Genomic DNA, 21,033 nt, shown 5'->3' with positions numbered 1-21,033 from the left:
TCGGTGGTCAGGCAAAAACACGAAGTGGCGACGCAAGGCGTACGCAACCCCGTATTTTGCCTGAAGGCGTCGAAGTGCATCGCCGCGAAAAGCGCGGCACCGAGAGCCATATACGCCGGCACGCATGAACGCACCGCGCCGGACCTTGATGTGGTTGCGGGCAAAAAATTAGCGGCTTAGCTATACTGATTGAACTGTAGCGTTCGCATAAGAACATGACCTCACTCGCCGAACTTCGAAAAAACTATTCGCTGGGTTCTTTGGACGTTGCCGATATCGACCGTAACCCGTTTCGTCAATTCGATACGTGGTTTCAACAAGCGGTCGACGCCAAATTGCCCGAACCGAATACCATGACGCTGGCCACGGTCGACTCGCGTGGTCGGCCGTCGGCGCGCATCGTCCTGATCAAGGGCGTCGACGAACGCGGCTTCGTGTTCTTCACCAATTATGAAAGCCGTAAAGGCCGCGAACTGGCCGCCAATCCCTACGCCAGCCTGCTTTTCTACTGGATCGAACTCGAACGCCAGGTGCGCGTTGAAGGCCGCATCGTCAAAACCAGCGCGGAAGAAAGCGACGCATATTTCGCGTCGCGCCCGCTCGGTTCACGCATCGGTGCATGGGCCTCGAATCAGAGTCAGCTAATTGAAAGCCGCTCGCAGCTCGAAACACGCGAACGCGAAATCAGCTTGCAATACGGCGACCAGCCACCGCGACCACCGCACTGGGGCGGTTATCGTTTGGTGCCCGAAGCAATCGAATTCTGGCAGGGCCGGCCGTCGCGCCTTCACGACCGCTTGCTCTACACGCGCTCAGGCGAACACAGCGACTGGCAAATCTCCCGCCTATCGCCTTGAATCGAAATACAACGCCGCAACCGCGTTGCCAACGCAGCAGCGCGCGGCGGCCGGATGGCAACTCGCGGCATGGGAGTCGCGCCGCACGGAGCTGCGATCCACACAGGCTTTGCTTTAATTCAACGGACACGGAGAGATCACATGTTCTGGGAGAAGAAGCTGGCGCAGTGGGTGGAAGAAGTAAAAAGCAAGGCTGACGTACCCGCACGACTCGTGCTGTGGGACGGCCAGCAACATGACTTCGGGCAGTTCGCGGCGCCCCAGGTCACGCTACACGTCAAAAGCGCCACGGCGCTGCCCTATCTGCTCGAACCGAGCCTCGACAATCTCGGCGAGGCGTACGTGAAGGGCAAGATCGACATTGAAGGCAAGCTGTCGGACATCATCAATATCAGCTATCAGCTGGCGCGCAATACCGTCAACAGCGCGAGCAAGCTGGCACGCGTGCGGCGCTACTTCAATCATTCGAAAGCCTCGGACAAGAAGGCGATCCAGTATCACTACGACGTCTCGAACGAGTTCTACAAGCTGTGGCTCGACGAGAACATGGTGTACTCGTGCGCGTACTTCGAGAACGGCGACGAAGATCTTCCGACCGCGCAGATCAAGAAGATCGACCACATCCTTACCAAGATCCAGTTGAAACCCGGGCAGCGCCTGCTCGATATCGGCTGCGGCTGGGGCGCGCTCGTTCTGCGCGCGGCGCAGAAGTTCGGCGCGCAGTGTGTGGGCGTGACGCTCTCGCAGAACCAGTTCGATCTCGCCACGGCGCGCGTGAAGGCGGCGGGTCTGGAAGGCCAGATCGAGATTCGTCTGCAGGATTATCGCGACATCGAAGGGCAATTCGATCGCATCACGAGCGTCGGCATGTTCGAGCACGTGGGCCGCAAGAATCTGCCGGGCTACTTCGAGAAAATGCACGATCTGCTGGCCGACGACGGCATCGCCATGAATCACGGTATTACGTCGAGCGATTCGGACAGCGGCGAGACCGCGCTCGGCGGCGGGGAATTCATCGACCGCTATGTGTTTCCGGACGGCGAGCTCCCGCATATCAGCCTTGCGCTCGAATCGATGCAGCGCGGCGGGCTCGAAGCGGTTGACGTCGAAAGCCTGCGCCGTCACTATGCGCACACGCTGGACATCTGGGCGGAGAATTTCGAAGCGCATGCGGAGGAAGCCCGCAAGCTCGTCGACGACGAGAAATTCCGCATCTGGCGCGTGTACCTCGCCGGTTGCGCCTACGCTTTCGAAAACGACGACGTCTCGATCTACCAGGTGGTCTGCCGCAAAGCCGGCCGCAGCGCGAAAACCCTGCCGTGGTCGCGCCGCTTCATGTACGACAAGCCGCTGTGATACGGTTGCGCCGCGGCGCCGCGCATGAACGGGCGACGTGGCGCAAACCTTTGAACAGCAGGTCGAACACCGATGGACCCAAGCGGGACAAGCGAAGTTGAACAGCCGGTCGAGAGCGAGGCTGGCGCCGATGGCGAAGGCGTGCAGTTCGATCTGTTCGGGATGCCGGTAGACACGGCGACGGCAAACGGCGATGGCGCGGTGAAGGTATCGCGTGGGACGAGCGGGGCCACTGGCACTGCTGCGGCCGCCGTAGCCGCCGGGGCGGACGCTGACGCCGCTCGGCTGAATCAGCAGACCGTTCAGCAGGCAGGCTCGCCAGCTAACGCATCCGCGGCACCCGCCGCCGCGACGCAGCCCGAGCGCCGGCGTCAGCCGCGCGCGACAAAGGCTCCAGACGTCGGCTCTTTGTGGCAGGAGGACGATGCAGCAGCGCCAACCGAAGCCATCACCGCGCCCGCCGACGCCCCCAAAAAACGCCGCACTCGCGAAATCGTCGCCGCCCCGCCCTCGCCCGAACTTCTCGCGCTTGCGGCACAACTACCGCCGCAAATCCACCTCGGCACGTCGACCTGGTCGTTTCCGGGCTGGAACGGCATCGTCTACGGCGACGAATACAGCAACAGCAAACTGTCGCGCGAGGGTCTCACGGCCTACGGCGCGCATCCCCTGCTGAAGACGGTCAGCATCGACCGGTCGTTTTATCAGGCGCTCACGGTCACCGAGTATTTGCGTTACGCGCAGCAGGTACCGGAGCATTTCCGCTTCATCGTGAAAGCCCCGATGACGATCACCGACGCCACCGTGCGCGCCGAACGCGGCGAACCGGTCTCGATGAATCCGTGCTTTCTGAACGCGCAGATGGCGATCGACGATTTCGTCACGCCCTGTCTCGAAGGGCTCGGCGCCAAAGCCGGCGCGCTCGTGTTCCAGCTTTCGCCGCTGCCGGATCAGATGCTCGCGCAGCCGGCGGTGTTCATTGAACGGCTGGCCGAATTTCTGATGGCCTTGCCGAAGCTGCCGGACAGCGCCTGCTACGCGATCGAAATCCGTGATGGAAGTCTGCTTACGCCGCGCTTCATACGTACGCTCAAAACGACGGGCGTGCGCTATTGCGTCGGAATTCACGCGCGCATGCCCGATCCGTTGCGCCAAGCCGCGGCGCTTGCGTTGCTGGACGGTGAACCGGCCGGGCCGCTGATCGTGCGCTGGAGCCTGCACGGCGGCTTCAAATACGAACAGGCGAAGGCCAGGTACGAACCGTTCAACCAGTTGGTCGATGAGGACCCGGCGACCCGCGCGTCACTCGCCGAACTGGCCGCGCGCTACGCGCTGGCCGGCCAGCCGGTGGTAATCGCGATCAACAATAAAGCGGAAGGCTCGGCGCCGCTGAGTTGTGTGGAGCTGGCGCGGGCGATCATCGACGCGTACTCGCGGCTCGCTCATGAGCATGAGCACGACGATCACGCACCTGCGCCGTCCGAAGAGAACGAGCAGCCGCCCAGCTCCGACGCCTGAGCCACGCACAAGCCGCCGCTCATGCCGCTAGCTCGCCCTGATCCGGTGAGCAAACTTCTGACGAAACTTCGCCACCTTCGGCGCCACTACGAACGAGCAGTAGCCCTGATTCGGGTGACGCGCAAAATAATTCTGGTGATAAGCCTCGGCGGGCCAGTAATTGCCGTCAAGCGGCAGCACTTGTGTGACGATCTGGCCGTCGTAAATGCGTTGTTCACCGATCTCGCGAATGGCCTGCAGCGCCGTTTCCCGCTGCGGGTCGGAATGCGTGAAGACCACCGAGCGGTATTGCGTGCCGACGTCGTTGCCCTGCCGGTTCAACTGCGTCGGATCGTGGATCGCAAAGAAGATATCGAGAATCTCGCGATAGCTGATCTTCGCCGGATCGAAGTCGACTTTCACGACTTCGGCATGGCCGGTTTCGCCGTCGCACACCTGCTCGTAGGTCGGACGCTGGGTCTGGCCGCCCGCGTAGCCCGACTCCACCGCGCCCACACCGTCGACGCCCAGGTATACCGCTTCGAGGCACCAGAAACACCCGCCACCCAGGGTGGCGACTTCGCCTGTCTGACTCATGCTGCTCGCTCCTTCAAACACATAGTCGGCCGATGCCGGTCCACGGTTCGCCGCAACGCTCATGCCACCATCCGAGCCTTCCAGCTTAGCGGCTTTTTCATTCACCGGCTGGGGTCGCGGCCGATCCGCCGCGATTGCAGTTAGAATTGGGGCAAATCGACGATTTTCACTATGACTTTCGAATCATTTGTTTCCAGCGGCACGCGAGATGGGTCCAGCCCGGCGCTCCCCCGGTTTGCGCCAGGGACCGGCGCCCGATGAAGCACGCCAGCCCGCCGAACTTCGACCAGAACGCCTTCAAACAGGCGCTCAGCCAATTTGCCACCGGCGTCACCGTTATTACAACGCGCGCGGCGTCCGGCCAGTTGATCGGCATCACGGCCAGTTCATTTAATTCGGTTTCGCTCAATCCGCCGCTCGTGCTGTGGAGTCTGGCCACGCGTTCGGCGTCGATGCCGGTGTTCCGCGCCAACAGTCACTACGTGGTCAATGTGCTGGCTTCGTCGCAGCTCGATTTATGCAAGCGCTTTGCGACCGTGAAGGGCGATCGCTTCGAAGGCGTGTCGCACGCAGAAGGCGACACCGGCATGCCGGTGCTCGACGGCGCGCTCGCCTGGTTCGAATGCCATAACCGCAGCCGTTACGAAGAAGGCGACCACGTGATTTTTGTCGGCGAAGTGGAGCGCTGCGGCGTGCACGAAAATGCCGCGGAGATTTCACCGCTGGTGTTTCAGAACGGCCTGTTTCACGGACTCGACTTGCTTTGAACGCGCCGCCGCGCACACTCAGCGATCGTTATGCGCGGCGCTATGCCCACCGGTTTTCTTCACCAGCGAAACCGGTACGCCCGAATCTTCCTTGAGCGTCTGCAGCACGATATTCGAACGAATATCCATCACGCCCGGCGCCTTGTAGAGACGCTGCAGCACGAAATCCGAATAATGTTTGAGGTTGTGCGCGAGGACTCGCAGCAGATAGTGCGTCTCGCCGGTCACGACGAACGCGCCGACCACTTCCGGCCAGTCGCGCACCGCTTCCGCGAAGCGTTCGTGCCAGTTCTCCTGGTCGTTGCGCATGGACACCTGCACGAACGCTTCCAGTTCGAAACCCAGCACTTCCCGATTCAGACACGCGCGGTAGTGTTCGATGACGCCCTGCTCTTCGAGCAGGCGCAGGCGTCGCAGACAGGCTGATGGCGAGAGCGAAATGCGCTCCGCGAGGTCGAGATTGCTGATCCGTCCTTCTTGCTGAAGCACCGTCAAGATACGGCAATCGGTGGCGTCGAGCGAGATCGCGTTCATATTCGGTCTCCCTTTCCCGTTTGAATCAAATTATGTTCCAAGACACGGCGCAGAAGGAGATTTTTTCGCAATCACATTTCGCGGCAAGCCACCTATCATTCCCGGATAGACACAAACCGCCGATGCGACTATGCCAACACTTTGGGACATCACCCCTGCCGTCGATACGGCCACGCCCGTCTGGCCCGGCGACACGCCGGTGGGCATCGAGCGCGTGTGGCGCATGGAGGCGGGCTCGCCCGTCAACGTCGCGCGGCTGACGCTGTCGCCGCATACCGGCGCGCACACCGATGCCCCGCTGCACTATGACGCCGAAGGCGACGCCATCGGCGAAGTACCGCTCGACGCTTACCTCGGCCGATGCCGCGTGATTCATTGCATCGGCGCATTGCCTGTTGTGACGCCACAACACCTGACCGGCTCGCTCGACGACCTGCCGCCGCGAGTCTTACTGCGCACTTACAGAAACGCGCCGACCGCCGCCTGGGACAGCGCGTTCTGCGCGGTCGCGCCGGACACCATCGACCTGCTGGCGGCGCGCGGCGTGAAGCTGATCGGCATCGATACGCCATCGCTCGACCCGCAGGAATCGAAGACGATGGATGCACACCACCGGATCCGCGCGCATCGCATGGCGATTCTCGAAGGCATCGTGCTCGACGATGTCGCGCCCGGCGACTACGAACTGATCGCGCTGCCGCTCAAGCTGACCACACTCGACGCAAGCCCGGTGCGCGCGATTCTGCGCGCGCTGCCGGAACCGCAATGAACATCTCCATCTGACTGACGGAATCACCATGAACCACCGTGACGAAGCCCTAGCGCTCGACAGCGCCGATCCTCTCGCGACGTTGCGCGATCAGTTCGCGCTGTCGCCGACCACCATCTATCTCGACGGCAATTCGCTGGGCGTGCCGCCCGCGGCCGCCGCGCAGCGCGCACAGACCGTGATCGGCGCCGAATGGGGCGAAGGCCTGATTCGTAGTTGGAACACCGCCGGCTGGTTCGAGCTGCCGCGCCGCCTCGGCAACAAACTCGCGCCGTTGATCGGCGCGGCGGAAAACGAAGTGGTCGTCACCGATACGATTTCGATCAATCTGTTCAAGCTGCTGTCGGCCGCCGTGCGGGTCGCGAATGCGCGAGATCCGAAGCGTCGCGTGATCGTTTCCGAGCGTTCGAATTTCCCAACGGACCTGTACATCGCGCAAGGTTTGATCGAGCAGCTCGACCGCGGTTATGAACTGCGCCTCGTCGACGATCCGTCCGAACTCCCCGCCGCGATCGGCGACGACACAGCCATCGCGATGATCACGCACGTGAACTACCGCACCGGCTACATGCACGACATGGCTGCGCTCACCAGGCTGATCCACGACAAGGGCGCGCTCGCGCTGTGGGATCTGGCGCATTCGGCGGGCGCGGTGCCAGTCGATCTGAACGGCGTCGGCGCGGATTATGCGGTGGGCTGCACGTATAAGTATCTGAATGGCGGGCCGGGTTCGCCTGCGTTCGTGTGGGTGCCTAAGCGTCATCAGAATGAATTCGCGCAGCCGCTATCCGGCTGGTGGGGACATCGCGCGCCGTTCAAGATGGATCCGGCGTATCAGCCTGACGACGGCATTGGGCGCTTTTTGTGCGGCACGCAGCCGATGGTGTCGATGGCGCTCGTCGAGTGCGGACTCGATGTGTTTTTGCAAACCGACATGCAGGCGGTGCGCAAGAAGTCGCTGGCGTTGACCGATCTGTTCATCGAACTGGTCGAAGCGCGTTGCAGTGAATTTCCGTTGACGCTCGTCACCCCGCGTGAGCATGCGCAGCGTGGCTCGCATGCGAGCTTCGAGCATCCGCATGGGTATGAGGTGATGCAGGCGCTGATTGCGCGTGGGGTGATCGGTGATTATCGTGAGCCGCATGTGTTGCGGTTTGGTTTTACGCCGCTGTATACGCGCTTTGTCGATGTATGGGACGCGGTGGAAACGTTGCGCGAGGTGCTCGTGAAGGAAACCTGGCGGGCACCTGAATTCGCCGCACGCGGCGCAGTAACCTGAGGAGCGCGCGATGACCGATCATATGCAAACACCGGGGTTGCCGGAAGAAAAGCCTGCGCAGGGATGTCCGTTTGGGCATGGGGCTGTCGCTTCTAACGTGACTACCCAGGCCGTCGATTCAGGCGATGGCTGGCATGATGCGCAGCTCGATTTTTCTGAGTCGATGAGTTATGGCGATTATCTGTCGCTGGGGACGGTGTTGGATGCGCAGCATCCGTTGTCGCCGGATCACAACGAGATGCTGTTCATCATTCAGCATCAGACCAGCGAGTTGTGGATGAAGCTCGCGTTGTATGAGTTGCGAGCGGCGCTGCAGGCCGTGCATCGGGATGAGCTGCCGCCGGCGTTCAAGATGCTCGCGCGCGTGTCGCGGATCATGGAGCAGCTCGTGCAGGCCTGGAGTGTTCTCGCGACTATGACGCCGTCTGAATACACGGCTATGCGGCCTTACTTGGGAAGTTCTTCCGGGTTTCAGTCTTATCAGTATCGGCAGATTGAGTTTTTGCTCGGCAATAAAAACGAGCAGATGCTGAAGCCGCATGCGCATCGGGCTGATGTGCTGGCCGAGGTTAAGGCTTCGCTGGAAGCGCCCTCCTTTTACGATGAAGTTGTTCGGTTGCTCGCTCGGCGCGGGTTTGCGATTTCAGCCTCCAGGTTGGACAGGGATTGGACTCTGCCTACTGTGCATGATGCTTCTGTTGAAGCGGCCTGGTTGGAGGTTTATCGGAATCCTTCCCAGCATTGGGAGCTCTATGAGATGGCTGAGGAGCTTGTGGATCTTGAGGATGCTTTTCGGCAGTGGAGGTTTAGGCATGTGACTACTGTTGAGAGGATTATTGGGTTTAAGCAAGGGACCGGCGGGACTAGTGGGGCTACTTATCTTCGGAAGATGTTGGATGTGGTTTTGTTTCCGGAGCTTTGGCATGTTCGGACTATGCTTTAGTTAGGGGTTTTTGTTGGTCGCCTATATTGTCTGTGATCCTAACGTTTTGGCCTTTCCTTGATTTTTTTGTGGTCTATTAGCGTTGCCCCTGTGCGGGGCGGCACCTACTTCTCTTTGCCGCCGCAAAGAGAAGTAGGCAAGAGAAAGCGGCTCACACCGCTAATTCTTAAGCGGGTCCCCCGCGCAGCCGCGGTAGTGGCTCATCTGGAATCTGTGCTCTCGCGCAGTCGGCGCCTGTGACACAGCACTCATTCTTCCCGCCTCGCGCTCCGCGCTCGCCGGAACGGTCCGCTTGGAACCAGCGGGTGCATTTGTGCGCGGTGGGGGCCGTCGGCTTCGCCTCGGTGGGATGTCGTTGATGGCTTCCGGTTTCGTGGGCACCTTCGCGTCAGAAGGCCCCAGCATTCAAAATCCACGCCTTGGCGAGTATCTCGTACAGCAACATGAGATCGATCCAGCGCCCGGGCCTCTAAAACAATGACCCCCATTGTGGCGTTACCGAGGCAAAGCCGGTGGACCCAGACGTCGCAACACAACCGCCAGTTCGAAGCAGACCGCTCCGGCGAGCGCGCAGCGCGAGGCGGGAAGAATGAGTGCTGTGTCACAGGCGCCGAATGCGCGAGAGCACAGATTCCAGATGAGCCACTACCGCGGCTGCGCGATGTCCCCACTTACGAATTAGCGGTGTGAGCCGCTTTCTCTTGCCTACTTCTCTTTGCGGCGGCAAAGAGAAGTAGGTGCCGCCCCGCACAGGGGCAACGCTAATAGACCACAAGCAAATCAAGGAAAGGCCAAAAAACTTAGGATCACAGATAAACAACCCGTCACACGCGAAAAAGAACCCCTCACCTAGCCGTATACCCCCCATCAACAGCCAAACAAACCCCACTAATCATAGAAGCCCCCTCACTCAACAAAAACAAAATCGGCGCCGCAACCTCAGCAGACTCAGCAAACCGCCGCAACGGAATAGCCTTAAGCGCGGGATCCCGCTTAACCGGATCACTCCAGGCCAGCACCGCCATAGGTGTCAACGTAACCGTAGGATTCACGCTATTAACCCGAATCCCAAACGGCCCCAACTCAACACACAGAGCCCGCGTAACAGCATCGAGCGCAGCCTTGGAAGCCGAATAACTCAAATGATCATCCAAGGCAACAAGCGCGGCCTGACTGGAAACATTAACAATACTGCCACCGCGTTGAGCATCGATCATCCCCCGCGCCACATGCTTGGCCACCAGCACAGCGCCCCGCGCATTCACCGCCATCACCCGATCAAAACTGGCACCGGTCGTATCCACAGCACGTTCAAGCAACGCAATTCCCGCGCAATTCACGAGCCCATCGAACACATCGAGCGAACCCAACGCGTCACCGATAGCCGCTTCATCGCTCACATCAACCACTAAAGGCTCGCAGCCCGTTTCCTCCGCCAACCGCGCAAGCTCATTCACGTTACGCGCGGCAGCCACCACATTAGCGCCCGACGCACACAACGCCTCAACAGTCGCGCGCCCAATTCCACTTGAAGCACCCGTCACAAGAATCGACCGACCAGAAAAATCGAAAGTAGCATTCATGATGTCTGCAACCGATGCATGACCGGCTTCAACGCCGGATACAAATCTGTATAAACGCCGTACCTTTGCTCGTACAACGCCATCCGTTGTGCGTTCGGCTCCGCGCGTTCAACCAGCGTGACCCATCCGCTCTGCGCCTCTTCACGCGACACCAGCCCGACACCGACAGCCGCCAGCAAAGCAGCCCCCATCGCCGCCTCCACGTCCTGCTCGATGGTATAAACCGGATACCCGGTGACGTCCGCGATAATCTGCATCCACAGATCCGAATGCGCGGCGCCGCCCACCACGATCAGTTTGTCGTCCAGCGACTGCGCGCCTTTGCGCCCCGCCTCGATGTTGTGCTTCAACGCAAAAGTTACGCCCTCCAGCACCGCGCGATACAAATGCGCGCGTGTATGAAACAGGCTCAGTCCGACGAACGCACCGCTCGCCTTGGCATCCCACACCGGACTACGCTCGCCCATCAGATACGGCAGGAACATCACGCCATCTGAGCCGGCCGGCACCTTCTCAGCCGACTCTTCCAGCAAGCGATGCGGATCGCCGTGCGGCGTCGCGCGCGCGGCCTCGATCTCCGCGTGACAGAACTGCTCGCGATACCAGGTCACCGACGCGCCCGCCGTAATCGCCCCGCCGAACACATAAATATCGCGCTGGCCATTGAACACATGCGGCATGCTGATCAACCCATGCCGCGCGTCGACGCTCTGGTTGATATAGCCCCAGCACATGCTCGTGCCGATCATCGCGACATGTTGCCCGGCGCGCGTGACGCCGGCCGCGAACGTCGCCATCGCCGCGTCCACGCCACCCGCGACGATCGCCGTGCCCGCGTCGAGACCAAGCTGCTCGACCCACTGCGACAGCAAGCCGCCTACCACGTCCGACGATTCGACCAGCCGCTCCGGCATCATTGTCGCGGGAATGCCGAGCATGTCGAGCGCTTCGTCGGACCAGTCGCGTTTGCCAATGTCGTAGATGCCGCCGATATTGCCCGCCGAACTATGATCGACCGCCACCTCGCCAGTCAGCATGTAGATCACGTACGCATTCGGCGGCAGGAAATAACGCGTATGTGACCACACGTCCGGTTCGTGATCGCGCAGCCACAGCATCTTCGTGTAGCCGTAGTAACTATCCACGCCGTTGCCGGTGATCGTGTAGAGCCGTTCGAGATCGACGTTGTTGCGCACCCATTCGACCTGCTCGGTGGCGCGCCGATCCATCCAGATCAAACAGGGATACAGCGGCCGCATTTCGCTATCCACCGGAATGCCGGAACCGCCGTACAGGCTGCTCACGCACACGGCTTTGATCGACTTCGCCGCGACGCCCGCCTCTTTCGCCTTGGCAACGCATGCAGCGATACACTCCACCACCGCCTTCAACCAGACCGCGGGCCATTGTTCAGCCCACAGCGGCTTGGGCGTATCCGGCTGATAGCTCGACGCATGCTGCGCGACGATCGCGCCGTGCTGATCGACCAGCAGCGCCTTGGTGCTCTGCGTGCCGATATCGACGCCGATGACGTAATCCATACTGTCTCCGTTTAGATGCCGCTCGTACTCCGACCACGATCGACGCTCAGGCGCGCGGCTTCAGCAACACCTTGATCGAATCGAGCGAGTTAGCGATCTTGATCGCCTCGTCCCATTCTTCCAGCGAAAAGCCGTGCGTGACAATGCCTTTCGATGTAACCAGCCCGCGCGCCAGCAGATCGATCGCGATCGGATAGCAATACGGTCCGAGGTGCGCGCCGCGTACGTCGAGTTCCTTGCGGTCGCCGATCACCGACCAATCCAGCGTCGTATCCGCACCGAACACCGAAAACTCGACGAAGCGCCCGAGCTTGCGAATCAGGTCCATGCCCTGATTCACGCCAATCGGCGCACCTGTGGTTTCAATATACACATCGCAGCCATAACCGTCCGTGAGCGAGTGGATGATCGCCAGCGCGTCGTCCTGTTTCGGGTTGATCGTCACGTCGGCGCCATACTCGCGGGCGAGCGCGAGGCGCTCTTCGACCAGATCGATCACCACCAGTTTCTTCGGCGTTTTCAGATGCGCGATTTGCGTCATCATCAAACCGAGCGGACCGGCGCCGGCGATCACCACGACATCGTCGAGTTGCACTTCGCCACGATTGACCGTGTGGATCGCGCAGGCGAGCGGTTCGATGATCGCGGCGTCTTCCGGCGAAATGCCGTCGGGAATCTTGTGGACAATCGCCGTCGGCGGAATGCGCATGTATTCGGCCATGCCGCCGTCGGCGACTTCGCGCTGGAAGCCGAAGATGTTGTGCACCTCGCACATCCAGTACTGGCCGGATTTGCAATAGCGGCATTTGCCGCACGGCACGATCTGTTCGGCGATCACGCGGTCGCCCATCTTCACGCCGAAGTGATCGGCCGCGCCTTCGCCGATTTCTTCCACGAAACCGAAGAACTCGTGGCCCGGAATCACCGGCGCTTTCACCCAAGGGCTCGGGCCGCCCCAGAACATCTTCGCGCCCGAATGACATTTGCAGTCGCTCGCGCAAATCCCGCACGCGGCAATGCGGATCACCAGTTCGTACGCACCCGCGCGAGGTTTCGACACCTGTTCGACGCGATAATCTTTCGGTGCATGACAGACGATGGCTGTCATGTTCTGCTGGTCGTGGTCTGTGGATCGAGTCGTCATTGCATGGTCCTGCTTAAAAGTGGAAGTCGTTGAAGAATTACTTTCTGCGGTCGCGGCTGATGTAAATCGCGAGCAAAATGATTCCGCCCTTGATCACGTTCTGCACATACGGATTCACGCCGACCATGTTCAGGCCGTTGTTCAACACACCGAGCAGCAGCGCGCCGATCAACGTGCCGATGATCGAGCCGCGGCCGCCGGAGATCGACGTGCCGCCCATCACCACTGCGGCGATGGCGTCGAGTTCGAAGCCGACGCCGGCGTTCGGCTGCCCGCTCATCAAACGCGCGGTCAACACAATGGCGGCGAAGGCGGACGTCAAACCGGCAATCGTGTAGACGATCAGCTTGACGCGCGCCACGCGCACGCCGGACAGACGCGTGGCCTGTTCGTTGCCGCCAATCGCATAGACATAGCGGCCGAACGGCATGCGCTCCAGCAGGACCCACGCGATCACATAGATCACCGCCATGATCACGACGGGCGCCTGCACGCCGAGAATCTTGCCGCTGCCGAAGAAGCTCACCCAGTCCGGCAAGCCGTCGATCGGATAACCGCCTGTGTAGATCAGCGCGAGGCCGCGCGCGATGCCCATCGTCGCGAGCGTGACGATGATCGGCGGCATGCCGGCAAAGGCCACGAAGAAACCGTTCGCCGCGCCGAAGCCGAGGCCGACCGCAATACCGATTGCCAGCGCGGCGACCGCGTTCATGCCGGCCACCATCAAACCCGCGGCGAGCGTGCCAGCCAGCGCCATGACGGAGCCCACGGAAAGATCGATACCGCCGGTCAAAATCACGCACGTCATGCCCACGGCGATGATCGCGTTGATCGACACCTGGCGCAGCACGTTCTCGATGTTCGCCCCGGAGAGAAAACTATCGCTCGCGAACACCATCACGATGCAGACCACCAGCAAGCCGATGAACGGATAGAACAGCGTGGAGCGTTTCAATGCGGCCCACGTGAAACGCACCGGCGCTCCCGGCGTATCGCTGCTGACAGCGGAGGTCTTGGGTGAAGAGGAAGGATTAGGCGTGTTCATGTGTTGCTCCACGAGAGCCGGCAGTTGCATAGGTCATCACGGCGTTCGAGTCGATCGCGTCGCCTTCGAGCATCGCTTCGATGCGGCCCTGCCGGAACACGGCGACGCGGTCGCACATGCCGACGATCTCCGGCAGTTCGGACGAGATCATGATGATCGAGTAGCCGCGCGCGGTGAGTTCGCGCATCAGCAGATAGATTTCGGCTTTGGCGCCGACGTCGATGCCGCGCGTCGGTTCGTCGAAGATCAGGATGTTGGTGTGGTGATTCAGCCAGCGCGCGATCACCACCTTCTGCTGATTGCCGCCGGAGAGCGTCGCGACTTCCGTATGCATGGTCGGCGCTTTGACGCCCACGCGTTTCATGATGTCGGCGGTCGCGCGCGCTTCGCTGCGCTGGTCGATGAAGAAACGCAACGAGCGATACTTGCCGAGGTTGTTGATCGAGATGTTCTGCTTGATCGAGAAGTCGGTGATCAGGCCTTCGGTCTTGCGGCTTTCGGGCAGAATGCCGACGCCGGCGCGCAACGCATCGGCGGGATCGGATAACCTGGCCGACGTACCGTTGATGCGAAGCTCCTTCACGTAGGCCGGATCCGCGCCGATCACAGCGAGCGCGGTTTCCGTGCGCCCCGAGCCGACCAGTCCCGCGAAGCCGAGAATCTCTCCTTCACGCAGCGTAAAGCTCAACACGGGGCTGTCCTTGAGCAACTGAAGCTTCTCGACATCGAGCACGATCTTCGCGTCGGCACGCAGCGGCGGCTTCGGCGGAAAGCTGTTTTCGATGCGGCGCCCCACCATCATCTCCACCAGATGCCCGACATTGGATTGTGCGACCTCGGTCATGCCGACATACTGGCCATCGCGCAGAACGGTAATGCGGTCGCACACTTCGAAAATCTCTTCGAGGTGGTGCGAGATAAAAATCATCGCGACGCCCTGCTGCTTCAGCTCGCGCATGATCGCGAACAGATGCTCGGCTTCGGCGGGCGTGAGCGTGGCGGTGGGCTCGTCCAGAATCAGAATGCGCGCCTCCAGCGAGAGCGCCTTGCCGATTTCGACGAACTGCTGCTGCGCCACCGAGAGTTCGCGAATCGGCACCGACAGATCGATCGTCACGCCGAGCCGCTGAAAAATCGCCGCCGCCGCGCGCCGCATCTTGCCGCGTTCGAGCAGGCCCAAGCCGTTCTTCAATTCGCGGCCGAGGAACATGTTCTCCACCGCGTTCAGATACGGAATCAGGCTGAACTCCTGAAACACAATGCCGACGCCGGCCGCCACCGCGTCGTGATAGTTCGTGAAGTGGCGGGCTTCGTTGTCGATCGTGATCGTGCCTTCGTCCGGCTGATAGATGCCGCACAGGATTTTCATCAACGTCGATTTGCCGGCGCCGTTTTCGCCAAGCAACGCGTGAATCTCGCCGCGCACGATTTCCAGATGAATGCCTTGCAGCGCCTTCACGCCTGGAAAACTTTTGGTGATGTTGTCGAGCTTGAGTATCGTGTCCATCGGGTCCTCCTCTGCTGTCCGTTGCCCCGCTTTTACTCGACGCGACAACGGACGTTCGGCTTACCAGCTGAAACCCTTGGCATTGCTCTTGTCGATCATTTTCACGTCGACAGGAATGGTCTTCGGCACATTAGCGCCCCACTTCTTCGCGAGCGCGATGCCGAGTGCAATGCGCACCTGGTCTGCGGGAAATTGCGCGGACGTTTCGATGAACTTGGAGTTCGGCTTCTGGATCGCGGCAATCGCTTCCGGCGCGCCGTCGACGCTGGTCAGCTTGATGTCCTTACCCGACGATTCGATCGCCGAGAGCGCGCCCATCGAGCCGCCATCGTTCACGCTGAACACGCCCTTCAAATTTGGATGCGCCTGAATCATGTTCTCGGTGACGGACAACGCGGTCGCGCGTTCCTGCTTACCGTTCTGCGTATCCACGAGCTTCACGCCTGGCGCTTTCGCGAGCGCCGCCTTGCAGCCGCGCACGCGTTCGAGAATCGGCACGACCGGAATGCCGTCGAGAATCGCCACTTCGCCGCTGCCGCCGATCGATTTGGCCAGATACTCGCAAGCCATCTCGCCCGCGTCGTAGTTCTTGGAACCGACGAACGAATCGACCGGACCATTGGCGTTCGCATCGACGGCGACCACCACCACGCCCGCTTTCTTCGCCGAGGTCACCGCCGACTGGATGCCGGTCGAATCGGTCGGATTCACGAGCAGGATGTCGATCTTCTTCTGCAGCATGTCTTCCACGTCGCTGACCTGCTTGCTGACATCGTGGTGCGCGTCGGTGACGACAACCGTCGCGCCGATGGAAGCAGCCGCGTCGTTCAGCGCTTTTTGCATCGTCACGAAGTACGGGTTGTTGAGCTCCTGAAACGTCATGCCGATTTTCAGCGGCGCGGCTTGCGCGGCCGGCGCGGCGATGAACGACAAGCCGAAGGCGAGCGTCGCCAGCGCCGCCGTGCTGCGTGCGAAAGTCTTCAACGAGGCCGGCTTCGAAAGGGATTGCGTCATGGTTGTCTCCATTATTAAAAGTGAGCACGTCCCTCACGCTGTCGTGGGACAGCGCGATACGTGTTGAAACGCAGGTGAAATAAAACGCTTCGGCGGAAAGCCTGGGCTTGGGACTACGTCGGTGGATAAGCGGCAGCGCTGCGCGGCAGACCCGGCGCGAGCACGATGGCGGGGGCGTCGTCGATACCCACGCCGCGCGCGGCGGCTTCTTCGGAGGCGTCGCGACTCGCGTCGTTCAATTGCTGATAGTGGCGGAATTTCGAAGGCGCCATGCCCTTTACCGCGAGAAACTGCCGGTTGAAATTCGACAGGTTGTTAAAGCCCGCCTTGAAACAGATATCCGTTACGCTCAGGTCGTCGTCGGTGAGCAACTGGCACGCGAGATTGATGCGCATGCGGTTCACGTACTGCACGAACGGCAGGCCGGTATGGCGGCGGAAATAACGCGAGAATGCGCTGACGCTCTGGCCCGCGAGTTGCGCAAGGTCCGACTCGCGCAATTCGTTCGCGAGGTTTTTGCCGATATACGAGAGCACGTGATTGATGCGCGTCGACGCGAAACTGGTTGGATCGGCCTGATAAGCCGGACTCGCGAGCGTCTCGCGATCCTCGGCGTTCATCAGGATTTCGAGCATCGACATGAACAGAACCAGCCGGCGCAGGCCGCGCGCGGCCAGCAATTCGAGGAACAGCGGCTGGATCGCCGCGCTCGTTTGCGCGCCGAACGAGATGCCGCGGCGCGAATCGGCAAGCAACGCTTCGACCTGACGCCACTCCGGAAAACTGTCGATGCAGCCCGACACGAACTCCTGCCCGAATTGCACGACCAGATTGCGCTGCGCGATGGTCTCGCCCTCCGGCACATCGCTCACCCAGTTGTGCGGCAGGTTCGGCCCCATCAACACGAGGTTGCCGGGCGTGTAGTTGCTGATGTGATCGCCGACGAACATCTTGCCGGTGGTCGCGACGATCAGATGAATTTCGTATTCCGGATGAAAGTGCCAGCGCACCGTACGGTACGGATAGCCGTGCGACCATACTTTGAACGATTCGTCACGACGTACGGCCACGAGTTCGAGATCGGGTTGCACTGTCTGTCTCCATGAAGCGGCCGCCTCGTGCGCCGCTAGTCTTCGTCTTGTATAGCAAAAGTAGTCTTCCGGCGCGCTATTCACCACTAGAAATGAAACCGCGGACCGATACTTTTTTGCATTCGGGTTAGTCCTGGCGCGGCCGATGTCAAATTTGATGCAATGCAATACGCTCGGCAACACGCGTCCATCACGCTGCGGCGGACTGCCCATCGCGCTGAAAAGCCCCGCTGCGCGGCGCTGCGCCACAAAAAACCGTACTTCGTCGCCTTGACTTTCGTTTCGTCGGGTACGATCATTCGCTCACATGCAGAGCAAATGCTCCAACCCAAGAAGAAACGCACGCTACGAGCGGTGCGAGCAAGGACATTCAGGAGACGCACATGAACAGCGGGCAAGACAGCGGCGCGGCCGCACACGTGATCCTGCACATCGGCGCGGGATCGTTTCATCGCGCGCATCAGGCGTGGTATCTCCATCGATTGAACGAGGCCAGCGTCGCGGGCGAGCCGCACTGGTCGCTGACGGTCGGCAATATCCGCAGCGACATGAACGCTGTGCTCGAAGCGCTCGCTGCGCAAAACGGCGTCTACACGCTCGAGACTGTCACGCCTCAAGGTGAGCGCGCCTACGAGACGATTCGTTCGATCGAGCGCGTCGTGCCGTGGACCGAAAGTCTCGACGCGCTGATCGAAGCGGGCGCCGACCCGGCCTGCAAGATCATCGCGTTCACCGTCACCGAAGGCGGCTATTACCTCGACGAGCAGGACGAACTCGACACCGCCAACCCCGATCTCGCGGCCGACCTCGAAGGCGGCCACACCACCATCTACGGCGCGCTGGCCGCGATTCTCGACGCGCGCATGAAAGGCGGCGCGGGCCCGGTCACGCTGCAGACTTGCGACAACCTGCGCAGCAACGGCGAGCGCTTCCACGCGGGCATGAGCGAGTTTCTCGAACGGCGCGGCGCGAGCGAACTGGCGCAATGGTTCGACGACAACACCGCCAGTCCCAGTTCGATGGTCGACCGCATCACACCGCGCCCTACGCCGGACGTGCGCGAGCGCGTCAAGGCCGCCACCGGTGTCGACGACGCCGCTCCGGTGATGGGCGAAGCGTTCATCCAATGGGTGATCGAAGACAACTTCATCGCGGGACGCCCGGCGTGGGAAAAAGTCGGCGCGGAACTGGTCGACTCGGTGATGCCGTATGAAGAGGCGAAGATCCGCATTCTCAACGCGACGCATAGCTGCATCGCGTGGGCGGGTACGCTGGTCGGGCTGAACTATATTCACGAGGGCACGCTCGACGCGGACATCAACAAATTCGCCTACGAGTACGTGACCGAAGACGTAATTCCGTGCCTCACGCCGAGTCCGCTCGATCTCGAACGCTATCGCGACGTGGTGCTCGAGCGCTTCAGCAATCCTTATATCCAGGACACGAACCAGCGCGTCGCGGCAGATGGCTTTTCGAAGCTGCCCGGATTTATCGCGCCGACGTTGTCGGAGTGTTTCGAGCGCGGCGTCACGCCCGCGGCGACAGCCATGCTGCCCGCCCTGTTCTTCCGCTTTCTCGATCGCTGGAGCGCCGGCGAGTTGCCCTACACGTATCAGGACGGCGTGATGGATGAGCGTGTCGCGCGTGCTTTCTTCGAGGCGCCCGATCCATTGAAAGCGTTCGCCGCCGACCGTCTGCTGTGGGGCAGCATGGCGCAAACGCCGGAACTGGAATCGGCGCTGGAAGGCGCGTTGGCGCGCGTCGATGTATGGCTCGCCAAACGCGGCGCGGTTTGAACGCCGCTGACTCGATGATTGACTTGATGATTCATAAGGGCCGCGCACCGCGCGGCATCGAAGCGCACACGTGCCACGCCAAGCCAGGCTCAGCCAGGCTTAATGCGCATGGCACCGCGCGCCATGTGCGGCTAAAGTAGCGCATCTCCAACGACGAAGGTTCCGCGCCCATGTATCTCGGCATCGACCTCGGCACGTCCGAAGTGAAAGTTCTGCTGCTCGCCTCCGACGGACGCGTGATCGGCACCGCAGGCTCACCATTCACCGTTTCGCGCCCGCATCAGCGCTGGGCCGAGCAGAATCCCGAAGATTGGTGGGCTGGTACGCGTACCGCGCTCGCCGCGTTGCGCGCCAGGCATCCTGACGAGTTCGCGCAGATTCGCGGCATCGGCCTGTCGGGTCAGATGCACGGCGCCGTGCTGCTGGATGCGCAGGACCGCGTGCTGCGTCCCGCGATCCTGTGGAACGACATGCGCAGCGACAAGGAATGCGCGGAGTTGACCGAGCGCGCGCCTGAGTTGCACAGCGTGGCCGGCAATCTCGCCATGCCCGGTTTCACCGCGCCGAAGCTGCTTTGGGTCGCGCGCCACGAACCCGAGATTTTTGCGCAAACCGCCTGCGTGTTGCTGCCGAAGGATTACTTGCGCCTGCAACTGACCGGCGGCAAGGTGTCCGATCCATCCGATGCGGCCGGCACGCTGTGGCTCGATGTCGCCAAACGCGACTGGTCGGACTCGCTGCTCGCGGCCTGCAATATGTCGCGTGCGCAGATGCCGAGCCTCGCCGAAGGCAGCGAGCCGTCCGGCACGCTGCTGCCATCGGTTGCGCGTGAATTTGGCCTGAGCGACGGCGTTATCGTCGCGGCCGGCGGCGGCGACAACGCCACCAGCGCGATCGGCATCGGCGCGACGCAACCCGGCGACGGCTTCGTTTCACTCGGCACGTCGGGCGTGCTGTGCGTGGTCGGCGACAGCTTCCGGCCGAATCCGGCTTCGGCGGTGCACGCGTTCTGTCACGCGATTCCGGATCGCTGGCATCAGATGAGCGTGGTGCTCTCCGCCGCGAGTTGTCTGCGCTGGGTCTGCAAGCTGACTTCCACCGACGAACCGACCCTGCTCGCCGAAATCGAGGCGCTTCCCGCAGACGCGTTGAACACCGCACCGCTCTTTCTGCCCTATCTGTCGGGCGAACGCACGCCGCACAACGACCCGTATGCGCAAGGCGTGTTCTTCGGCATGACGCACGCAACGGATCGCGCGTTGCTCGGCTACGCGGTGCTCGAAGGCGTCACGCTCGCGCTCACCGACGGCCTCGACGCGCTGCGCGCGGCCGGCACGGAAGCAAAGGCGCTGTCGCTGCTCGGCGGCGGCGCCCGCAGCGACTACTGGGCCCAATTGCTCGCAGACGCCCTCGACACCGCCACCCGCAAGCACGGCGGCGGCGAGACCGGCGCGGCGCTCGGCGCGGCACGCCTCGGCTGGCTGGCGGCCGGCGGCGATCCGGCCACCGTGCTGACCAAGCCGCCGATCGCCAAGGAGTTCACACCGAACCCGCGCCGCCATGCCGAACTGCGCGCGCGGCTCGAAGCGTATCGCGCGCTCTACCGCCACGTGCGGCCGTTGTTCGACCCCGCGCGGCAACCGCTTGCCTGACCGGCAATCCGCAGCCGGTTGCCGCGCCAGAGTTAGTTGAAGCGCGACGACCGGCTGCTAT

The 21,033-nt window shown here is 61.7% G+C and carries 18 protein-coding genes; 9 read left to right on the top strand and 9 right to left on the bottom strand.

The genetic code is table 11. The features are described 5' to 3' along the window. Positions 1–215: 215 nt before the first annotated feature. The 3 genes from pdxH (at position 216) to ACFSNN_RS29435 (ending at position 3,731) form a co-directional block, all read left to right on the top strand. Positions 216–857: a pyridoxamine 5'-phosphate oxidase gene (pdxH, locus tag ACFSNN_RS29445; protein ID WP_134457953.1), complete on the top strand. Its 642-nt coding sequence runs from the start codon at positions 216–218 to the stop codon at positions 855–857. A gap of 141 nt (positions 858–998) precedes the next feature. Further along, the gene (locus ACFSNN_RS29440) at positions 999–2,213 is read left to right on the top strand and encodes an SAM-dependent methyltransferase (RefSeq protein ID WP_134457952.1); all 1,215 of its coding nucleotides are present in this window, start codon (positions 999–1,001) and stop codon (positions 2,211–2,213) included. A gap of 72 nt (positions 2,214–2,285) precedes the next feature. After that, a complete protein-coding gene (locus ACFSNN_RS29435; protein ID WP_134457951.1) occupies positions 2,286–3,731 on the top strand; it encodes a DUF72 domain-containing protein in 1,446 nt (481 codons plus the stop codon). Between the two features lie 27 nt (positions 3,732–3,758). On the opposite strand, the gene msrA is transcribed toward ACFSNN_RS29435, so the two are convergent. Next, positions 3,759–4,307, bottom strand: a complete 549-nt coding sequence (msrA, locus tag ACFSNN_RS29430; RefSeq protein ID WP_134457950.1) for a peptide-methionine (S)-S-oxide reductase MsrA — start codon at positions 4,305–4,307, stop codon at positions 3,759–3,761. Positions 4,308–4,564: 257 nt separating this feature from the next. Here msrA and ACFSNN_RS29425 point away from each other — a divergent pair, with 257 nt between their 5' ends. Beyond that, positions 4,565–5,074 (top strand): flavin reductase family protein, encoded by a 510-nt coding sequence (locus ACFSNN_RS29425; protein ID WP_134457949.1) that lies wholly within the window; start codon positions 4,565–4,567, stop codon positions 5,072–5,074. Positions 5,075–5,092: 18 nt separating this feature from the next. On the opposite strand, the gene ACFSNN_RS29420 is transcribed toward ACFSNN_RS29425, so the two are convergent. Then, positions 5,093–5,608, bottom strand: coding sequence for an Lrp/AsnC family transcriptional regulator (locus ACFSNN_RS29420; RefSeq protein ID WP_012434188.1), 516 nt, complete (start codon positions 5,606–5,608; stop codon positions 5,093–5,095). Between the two features lie 130 nt (positions 5,609–5,738). On the opposite strand from ACFSNN_RS29420, the gene kynB reads away from it, so the two are divergent. Genes kynB through kynA form a run of 3 tightly spaced genes read left to right on the top strand, consistent with a single transcriptional unit; the run spans position 5,739 to position 8,599 of the window. Beyond that, positions 5,739–6,377 (top strand): arylformamidase, encoded by a 639-nt coding sequence (gene kynB, locus ACFSNN_RS29415; RefSeq protein ID WP_134457948.1) that lies wholly within the window; start codon positions 5,739–5,741, stop codon positions 6,375–6,377. Between the two features lie 28 nt (positions 6,378–6,405). Then, positions 6,406–7,656 carry a kynureninase gene (gene kynU, locus ACFSNN_RS29410; protein ID WP_134457947.1) on the top strand — a complete coding sequence of 417 codons (1,251 nt, stop codon included), beginning with the start codon at positions 6,406–6,408 and terminating at the stop codon, positions 7,654–7,656. Positions 7,657–7,666: 10 nt separating this feature from the next. Continuing rightward, positions 7,667–8,599 (top strand): tryptophan 2,3-dioxygenase, encoded by a 933-nt coding sequence (gene kynA / locus ACFSNN_RS29405; protein WP_134457946.1) that lies wholly within the window; start codon positions 7,667–7,669, stop codon positions 8,597–8,599. Between the two features lie 845 nt (positions 8,600–9,444). On the opposite strand, the gene ACFSNN_RS29400 is transcribed toward kynA, so the two are convergent. The 7 genes from ACFSNN_RS29400 to ACFSNN_RS29370 all read right to left on the bottom strand — a co-directional run bounded on the left by ACFSNN_RS29400 (position 9,445) and on the right by ACFSNN_RS29370 (position 17,524). Continuing rightward, positions 9,445–10,182, bottom strand: a complete 738-nt coding sequence (locus ACFSNN_RS29400; RefSeq protein WP_134457945.1) for an SDR family oxidoreductase — start codon at positions 10,180–10,182, stop codon at positions 9,445–9,447. Then, positions 10,179–11,723, bottom strand: coding sequence for an FGGY-family carbohydrate kinase (locus tag ACFSNN_RS29395; RefSeq protein ID WP_134457944.1), 1,545 nt, complete (start codon positions 11,721–11,723; stop codon positions 10,179–10,181). Before ACFSNN_RS29395 ends, ACFSNN_RS29400 begins: the two co-directional genes overlap by 4 nt. Positions 11,724–11,769: 46 nt before the next feature. Further along, complete coding sequence (locus ACFSNN_RS29390) at positions 11,770–12,867, bottom strand: alcohol dehydrogenase catalytic domain-containing protein (RefSeq protein WP_134457943.1); 1,098 nt, start codon at positions 12,865–12,867, stop codon at positions 11,770–11,772. Positions 12,868–12,904: 37 nt separating this feature from the next. Then, the gene (locus tag ACFSNN_RS29385) at positions 12,905–13,912 is read right to left on the bottom strand and encodes an ABC transporter permease (RefSeq protein WP_134457942.1); all 1,008 of its coding nucleotides are present in this window, start codon (positions 13,910–13,912) and stop codon (positions 12,905–12,907) included. After that, complete coding sequence (locus tag ACFSNN_RS29380; protein ID WP_134457941.1) at positions 13,899–15,419, bottom strand: sugar ABC transporter ATP-binding protein; 1,521 nt, start codon at positions 15,417–15,419, stop codon at positions 13,899–13,901. The genes ACFSNN_RS29385 and ACFSNN_RS29380 overlap by 14 nt, the downstream gene beginning before the upstream one ends. Positions 15,420–15,479: 60 nt before the next feature. After that, complete coding sequence (locus ACFSNN_RS29375) at positions 15,480–16,433, bottom strand: ABC transporter substrate-binding protein (protein ID WP_134457940.1); 954 nt, start codon at positions 16,431–16,433, stop codon at positions 15,480–15,482. 113 nt (positions 16,434–16,546) lie between these two features. Then, positions 16,547–17,524 carry an AraC family transcriptional regulator gene (locus ACFSNN_RS29370; RefSeq protein ID WP_012434198.1) on the bottom strand — a complete coding sequence of 326 codons (978 nt, stop codon included), beginning with the start codon at positions 17,522–17,524 and terminating at the stop codon, positions 16,547–16,549. A gap of 383 nt (positions 17,525–17,907) precedes the next feature. Between ACFSNN_RS29370 and dalD the strand changes: the two genes are divergently transcribed. Then, positions 17,908–19,320: a D-arabinitol 4-dehydrogenase gene (gene dalD, locus ACFSNN_RS29365; RefSeq protein ID WP_134457939.1), complete on the top strand. Its 1,413-nt coding sequence runs from the start codon at positions 17,908–17,910 to the stop codon at positions 19,318–19,320. 170 nt (positions 19,321–19,490) lie between these two features. After that, positions 19,491–20,972, top strand: a complete 1,482-nt coding sequence (xylB, locus tag ACFSNN_RS29360) for a xylulokinase (protein WP_134457938.1) — start codon at positions 19,491–19,493, stop codon at positions 20,970–20,972. Positions 20,973–21,033: the final 61 nt, after the last annotated feature.

The sequence above is a fragment of the Paraburkholderia dipogonis genome (assembly GCF_042680985.1).
Lineage (GTDB): Bacteria > Pseudomonadota > Gammaproteobacteria > Burkholderiales > Burkholderiaceae > Paraburkholderia > Paraburkholderia phytofirmans.
Note: the sequence above shows the minus strand (reverse complement) of the source record. Positions and strands in the feature narration are given on the sequence as shown.